The following is a 6,361-nucleotide window of genomic DNA, read 5'->3' as shown; positions in this document are numbered from 1 at the left end:
CCGCCTTGCCTGACATATCCCACTCCGTGAAGATGCGAAAGACAAGCAGTTTCCATCGCCGGCAAGCTTCACGCCAGATCAAATCGTTCCGAAAGCACTAGTGATGTAGGTCATTATGGCCCAGGGCCTCTTCATTCTTGTTGCCGCTCGCGAGGGAATTGGAGGTTTGCTCCTTGAGATAGTCAAAGATGCGTTGGTTCGGTTCCATGCCTGAGGTTGCACAGGGGGTGAGTCGGCACGCCTGATCTGAATGGTGACCCACTGTCGGGAAAGGAACTGCCAGAAACCAACGCTGATGGGAAGAAGCTGTTGCATTTCTGGACGGTATGGTGTGGTAGTGCAAAGATGTCGTGGCGATTCTTAACAAGCATCCAAAACGGGATGAATGCAATCGGCGCTCACTCACCGTCGACGGGGGCATCAAAGTTGTAAGACGCTATTGCTGAGACTGAAATGGAATGCAGGTCTCTCACCGGTAGCGAAGCAAGGGATGTTGGAATTTATCCGGACAGAATCGCTGGCTACAAAGAGACGGCAGAAGCCCGCGCAAAATTCTTCTAGTGCTGGAACGGTCCAATCCGCTGAGTCAATCACAATGCATTTCTCACGCAGCCAGGGGCACGTCGTCATCAGTCCGCTCAATGATGTCACAAAACCAATGACGGCGGAGGCACGCACCAACCTCCAATTCACGACACGATTCCACCAACTCCCCCGTCGTCGCGAATGTCCCAAGCACGGAGGTGAATTGGTTGATCGAGCTGAATTCGATCTCTCGGCACGCTCCACTCCTCTATCCGGAGGTCGTGCAGTTTTTAACTGCTGTGTTGCCAAGCGTTTATCATCACCCTCCCCCTGGGAGGGTCGAGCGAAGCGAGGGGAGGGTCGAGCATCGGAACCAGCGCGTAACCCTCCCCGGCCCGAAGCGGGCCGACCCTCCCAAAGGGAGGGTGAAATAAAACTGCACGACCTCTCCGCAGGCGGGTCAGGGGTGATTTTGAACCTCGCGGGTGGTCTCACCCTGGGTGTGGCAAGCTCCAATTCGAGCGCCGTCGACCCCAAAGCCGATTCAGCGCATTTGGAGCGGATGTTAGGCTCCCGATTTGCTTGTTTCGGTGGCTCGGTCTCAGTTGCAGTCACCTCAAGTTTTGGGTCAATTGCGGCCGGACTTTCCGAGGCTGGCGGACTCTTCGCAATCATGCGATCCAAAGGGCTGATCACTCGAACGTCCGCACGATTGAGCGAGTGCAGATAAATTCGCGTCGTCTTGATGTCCGCATGGCCGAGCAACTCCTGGATCGTGCAGATATCCGTTCCCGACTGCAGCAAATGAGTCGCGAAGCTGTGCCGAAAAACGTGTGCACTGACGTGTTTGTCAACGCCAGCCTTTTGCACCGCTGCTCGCAGCTGGGCGGGAAAGGTGTCCTTGTGTAAATGATGACGCCATAGGACTCGTGTTCTGGGATCACGCGAAAGCCGATCAGACGCGAACAGGAACTGCCATTTCAATTCGCGGGCAGCCGACGGGTACTTTAGTTCCAGTGCCTTGGGCAAACAAACCGAGGCAGTCCCTTGGTCCAGATCGTGCTCATGCAGTACCCGGCGTGATTCCATCCAATAGCGAAGGTCCGCGACCACACCTTCGGGCATCGGAACAAGACGACTCTTGTCGCCTTTGGAGTTGTGCACTTCAATCACCCGGCGGTCGAAATCAAGGTCTTTCATACGAAGTCGCAGCGCTTCGCTGATTCGCATCCCGCTACCGTAGAGCAATTGGGCAATGACCAGGTGAACGCCTTTCAGGCGTGAGAAAATGGTTCCAATCTCCAGTTCGCTTAGAACCGTTGGGACCTGCTTCCCTTTGCTCGCGCGGATCGCATTGACTTCGCCCATCTTCCGTTTGAGAACGTGCTCGAAAAGATACAGCAACGCGTAAAACGCTCGGTTCTGAGTCGACACGGCGACATCTCCATCGACCGCAAGGTTCGTCAGATGATCTTCAATATCGGCCGCACTGATCTGGTCAAAGTCCGCTTGGCACTTCAGTCCTCGCTCACGCATGAATGCCCGAACATTGGAAACGTACGCCCGCTCCGTCTCCAGTTTGTCGTGCCGCAATCGCGTCGCACGGCGTAGATTCTGAATGACGTCTGGTTCTTTCGGATCAATGTGTCCGATGACGTCGTCGATCTCCTCCTCTTCGCCCTGGCACATCTGCTTGATCTTCTCTTCTCTGGCTAGCGATTGCAGCTTGGTGTGGATGAATTTCAGGTCGTCCGGCGAGCCGGCCTGAACGTGCCGGCGGTAAAACATCAACGACTCGATGATCTTCAGCCGTTTCCAAGCGGGAGTCTTCCGCCGCAAGTGATCTTTCAAAAAGGCAATCGCATCGTCCGGTGTGAACTCCCAAGTTGGTTGCGGTTTGCGACCGTGGAACCGGCACATTGTGTCGAACCAGATCTTCGACCACTTCACTTGATTTTGACGCCAAGTCCCATCGGCGTACCCAGCCCGTGTCATCGAATCGCTCTCCGCTGTTGTCAGATCCGGTACAGCAAGCTCGCCGAACCGTTCGTGCACAATCGAATCCGTTCCAGTGACCCGCGGCGGTCAACGAAAGCCGCGTCCCTCTCCGGCGAACGTTTTCAAAGCGTAGGGCGTTCTGGCGACATCGACTCTGACGTCCCTCGCGGAAGTTCACCGCGTTACGGAACCGATTCTTCGCACCACCCCAAAGAAAGAAGGTCAACTCATCACCCGAAAAAATGTTGGATTTGCTTGACCCACCTTTCGGGAGCCTAGATACTGGCGTTACGGCCCACCCGGCGATAAGTCCGGCACCCCGGAGATAAGTTCCTATGCAACCGGCGATAACGCCCCGTCTGTCACCGGGGACGCCGAAGGCACACCCAGCGATAACACCCTACTCGCGCCCTTATCGCCGGACCAACCGGTGATAATTACATCGTTCGCCCAACTAATGTCGCAGCAATGTGAAACCGAAACGATCGTCGATCTTTGGTCCGCACGGATTCCCGGACTTGGACGGTTTGCCGAGCACCATTGGCTCGTTGTCTGTCGCGAAACCAACGCCGACCGTTGGGAGGTTTGGCAGACACCAAGCGAGTCTGTGGCATCTTGGGGACATCTACACCGCAATCTAATGCGCCCGTCGTCAGGCGTCGGCAACGGCCCCGGACGCATCATTCAGCGGTGGACTGGCGATGATGCGGTTTATCTCGCGTGCCGAATCGAATCTAGTCCGACGGCATACCCTTGGCATGATCGATACCGCGTTTATCCCGGGCCAAACAGCAACACGTTCGTACAATGGGTGCTCGGTCCGTTGTACACTCTTGGCTGGCGAGGATTCGGTCGTCGGTACGCGAACTCCACCCGACTCGCAAAGGCGTGGGCGAACCATGACATGCACGGGAGGACGGCTTGCGCGGTTTTTGACGTGGAGAATCTTTCGTCCGTCCCCCGTGGTGTCTAACGTTCCCCGACTGAAGAAAGCATGGGCGGTTCAAAAGGCAACACGAAGTTTGGCGGCATTCGCTGGGACGAACATTTCCAGACGTTTGTCGCGGACCGCAATTTCAACGGCCAAACGGTTGGCTTCACGTTCGACACGAACCAGATACGATCCGACGAATTGCTGGCAAGTCTCACGCCGACTGCCAATCGCATTTGGATGACGCACAACTCATGGTTCAAGAAATTTCGCGATTTCGTCGCCGCAGATCGTCTTTCGCAATTTAAGACGCTGCTGAGCCAGGAGGATCCGCCGCTAACGATAACTGCAAAGCAGATACGTGATTCACTGATTTGCCCTTACATGATTACGATTCGTCCGCTTGACGATTCTGATACCGTTCGGATCGATTTCAACGGTGGCGGGCATGACTGGGGTGGCTCCGACACCCGGCTATCCGATTACCACGTTGAGGCTTCTGCAACAATTGAGGATGGCTTTGACGACGCGACGATTTACACGTATTGATAATGTGAATTCAAACCCGAAACGCAATTTTTAGAGCATTGAAAAAAACGAAAGGTTTTCAGTGCCCCCTGGCGAAAGACTGACTGAGCCCGCCAAGTTGTTTGGAGCTTCAAATCCCAACAACTCAGACGAACTCAGTCAGCTATGGCACATCTTACCTTTCACCAACGCGTTGTCATCTCTGTCATGCAACGACACGGCAAGAAACAGAAAGAGATTGCTGAAGAAATTGGAGTTTCTCCTTCCACGGTGTCGCGTGAACTTGCGAGAAACCAAGTCACCGGAAAGCATTATCACCCATTGCATGCTGAACGCCGAGCCAATTTCCTGAAGAAGAGACCATCAGTCGTCAGCAAGCTGGAGGATCCCGAGCTCTTTGAGGTCGTGTCTGAGAAGCTCGCTCTCAACTGGAGTCCTGAGCAGATCAGTGGGTATCTTTGGAAGCAGGCCGGCAAACGTCAAATCAGCCACCAAACGATCTACAAGTATCTTTGGTCTCTGGATCGAAACCACCCAATTCGCAAAGCGATGCGGCGGAGCGGGCGCCGCAATCGCAAGCAAAAGCCAGGCTTTATCCGCAAGCAGGCTGCTGACCGTGTGTCGATTCACGACCGCCCAAAAGTCGCCAGCAACCGGAAACGGATTGGCGACTGGGAGCTCGATCTCGTAGTCTGTAAGAAGAGCACCGGCTACTTGGTAACTGCCGTAGACCGCAAGACTGGCTACACCTTGGTTGGTCGTTGCAAGAAGAAGTCATCGCGTTTGGTGATGGATACGATCCGGTCGATGTTCAACAGGGTTCCGGAGAAACACATCAAGACGATGACCTTCGACAATGGAACGGAGTTCTTCTACCATCGATTGCTCCCCTCATGGTTTAAAGTCAAGGTGTTCTTCGCAGATCCATACTGCAGTGGCCAGCGAGGGACCAATGAGAACACCAATGGTCTGCTTCGGCAGTACTTTCCGAAGGGAGTGGACTATGGTTCGATCAGCTGGCAGCAGGTACGCAAAGCCGCTATGCTACTAAACCTAAGACCCCGTAAACGTCACGGCTATCAGACACCAGCATCGCTCTTTGAATGATTTTGCAAAAAATTGCGTTTCGGATTTGAATTCACATAAGCGGGGAACCATCCAATGCACCCGAGCGGCGAAGTCGGGCGTTTTTAAATGGACAATCTCTCGTCGCCGCCGGGTGATTGGTCACGTTCGCCGACTGAACTTTGATCGTCGCGACCACTTGCATCCAACCTGTCCATTGAACTGACTGACCACGACACAACGAATCCGTACTTGCCCACAACCAACACCGGGGTGCTCGAACGCAGACGACGGCTGGCATCGCATGTTTGGTCCATCGTTGTACCGATTGCAATTGCTTGCGTTGCTGGGTCCATCCTATTCAGATCGTATTTTATTTCGCCGGGCGACCCGAGCGGCGGTTCGATTTCTGCGGGTGTCTGTGGCCTTATTGCTCTCCCATTCGTGCTTGCGTCGCGTCTAGTCCTGCGTTTACTCCGGGCTCGTTGACCGGTGACTTTCTTCGACCGAATCGCTGGCGTAAATGGTTTGCGTTACGATACATTCGACGTTTAGTTCATGGCCGACGTGCCTGTCACGCAAAAGCGGCGAACCATGGGTTGTTACGGAGCCGGGCTTGCGGGCGATTTCAGATGGAACATCAACCGTCCCGGCCCGCAAAACCCTGCCGTTATCCGACAGTCGAATGATGCATCAACCGAACGATCGAGTGTTGTACCACGACTGCACATTACGTCACGACACCGGCGAGACCTTCGCGGAATCGGTCAGCGTTGATCTGAGGTTTCGCGAACAGTCCTCCAATCGTCCCGACAAAGCCGCCCTCTGGTATGGGACGCTGATTCCAAGAATTCGCTTGGACCTAGAGCGATGGGATCTCTTTTGGCTGACGTTTGTTGGATCTGTTGGAGGCATGATTCAGATTCAAGACTCACCAAGTGCTGTCGATGATACGATCCAATTCAACGGTGTTGCAGACCGGCCTAGACTCGTGGACGCACCGGCAATGACTGCTGCGACCAAGACGTGCGACGAGTGTGGATCACCGTTCTATGCTCCGTCGTCACGAATGGACGGACTTTGTCCAGAATGCGCTCGCCATCTTTATGGATACCCGAATTGCTCACACGTATTCGTGAATGAATTATGTGAGTTGTGTGGTTGGGATGGTTCTGTGACTCAGTTTGTTCAATCGCTACAATGACTCACCGAACGCAGGCAACGGATCTCCAGGAACAACAGGTATCCAGTGAGTGTTGCCATCGTTGATAGTGACGATGGCTGGTCGAAGGGATTGTCAACGTGCTTTGGTTG

At 54.3% G+C, this 6,361-nt stretch carries 3 protein-coding genes and 1 pseudogene; 3 read left to right on the top strand and 1 reads right to left on the bottom strand.

Translation table 11 applies throughout. The features are described from left to right. Positions 1–420: 420 nt before the first annotated feature. Positions 421–2,580, bottom strand: a complete 2,160-nt coding sequence (locus CEE69_RS31610) for an integron integrase (RefSeq protein WP_233215835.1) — start codon at positions 2,578–2,580, stop codon at positions 421–423. A 400-nt stretch (positions 2,581–2,980) separates the two neighbouring features. On the opposite strand from CEE69_RS31610, the gene CEE69_RS31605 reads away from it, so the two are divergent. The 3 genes and pseudogenes from CEE69_RS31605 to CEE69_RS31595 all read left to right on the top strand — a co-directional run. Beyond that, positions 2,981–3,496: a DUF3750 domain-containing protein gene (locus tag CEE69_RS31605; RefSeq protein ID WP_099264475.1), complete on the top strand. Its 516-nt coding sequence runs from the start codon at positions 2,981–2,983 to the stop codon at positions 3,494–3,496. Between the two features lie 21 nt (positions 3,497–3,517). Beyond that, positions 3,518–4,003, top strand: a complete 486-nt coding sequence (locus tag CEE69_RS31600) for a hypothetical protein (protein WP_099264474.1) — start codon at positions 3,518–3,520, stop codon at positions 4,001–4,003. Positions 4,004–4,144: 141 nt separating this feature from the next. After that, a pseudogene (locus CEE69_RS31595) lies at positions 4,145–5,089 on the top strand (IS30 family transposase); the annotation flags it as partial. Between the last annotated feature and the right edge of the window lie 1,272 nt (positions 5,090–6,361).

Origin of the sequence: Rhodopirellula bahusiensis (assembly GCF_002727185.1) — a bacterium.
GTDB lineage: Bacteria > Planctomycetota > Planctomycetia > Pirellulales > Pirellulaceae > Rhodopirellula > Rhodopirellula bahusiensis.
This window is presented reverse-complemented; position numbering and strand designations above follow the sequence as displayed.

Excerpts from the sequence above, each read along its gene's own strand:
- CEE69_RS31605 (WP_099264475.1), top strand. The coding sequence starts at position 2,981 with ATGTCGCAGCAATGTGAAACCGAAACGATCGTCGATCTTTGGTCCGCA.
- CEE69_RS31600 (WP_099264474.1), top strand. The coding sequence starts at position 3,518 with ATGGGCGGTTCAAAAGGCAACACGAAGTTTGGCGGCATTCGCTGGGAC.